Annotated in this window: 1 tRNA gene; it reads left to right on the top strand. The window is 58.0% G+C overall.

Annotation, left to right across the window (positions count from 1 at the left end):
- Positions 1 to 279: 279 nt before the first annotated feature.
- Positions 280 to 370, top strand: a tRNA-Ser gene (locus EKL94_RS22210).
- Positions 371 to 652 lie beyond the last annotated feature (282 nt).

Below are 652 nucleotides of genomic sequence, written 5' to 3'. Positions count from 1 at the left end.
TTTTTGTTGTCAAAGTAGAGTGAAGTTGGAGATTATAGTGATTTTATTTATTTTTTTTTTTTCCCGCAGAAGGCGGCCAAAGGAGTAGGTATCCGTCACGTGGGCTAGGAGATGGATAAAAGGAACAGGGGTGTTGCTGGGGAGACAGGCATCATCGGGTGGCTGCACGCATCCGGCAAGGCATGCGCTCAGGAAATTTTCACTTCGTTGACCGGAATGACTTGTCGTCGGCCTCACTTCCTCGTATGATGCGCGTCCCCGGTCCGCCGGGGACCACCCGGAGAGGTGGCAGAGTGGTTGAATGTACCTGACTCGAAATCAGGCAGGCGTTTATAGCGCCTCGGGGGTTCGAATCCCCCCCTCTCCGCCAGATAAAAGAAAAAGGGCTGCCGAAAGGCAGCCCTTTTTCTTTTATCTGGCGCGGGACGCGACGCGCTTTGCGCGTCGCCCCACACGTTGCTGCGCAGCGCGTGGGCCCCTCCCTTTGCCGGCCTCTCCCCGCCCCTGTCGGGGCAGGCCCCCACCAGAGGGGCTTTTTCCCCCATGGCCTTCCGTAAATCCCGCGAACCCGGTCCTGCGCTTTATACCCATTTTGCCGTCCCCCGAGATTACCGCTTGAGAGTCCGGGGGGGGCCCGCCCCCCAAAAAAAAA

This window comes from Stenotrophomonas maltophilia (genome assembly GCF_003970865.1).
Taxonomy (GTDB): domain Bacteria; phylum Pseudomonadota; class Gammaproteobacteria; order Xanthomonadales; family Xanthomonadaceae; genus Stenotrophomonas; species Stenotrophomonas maltophilia_AR.
This window is presented reverse-complemented; position numbering and strand designations above follow the sequence as displayed.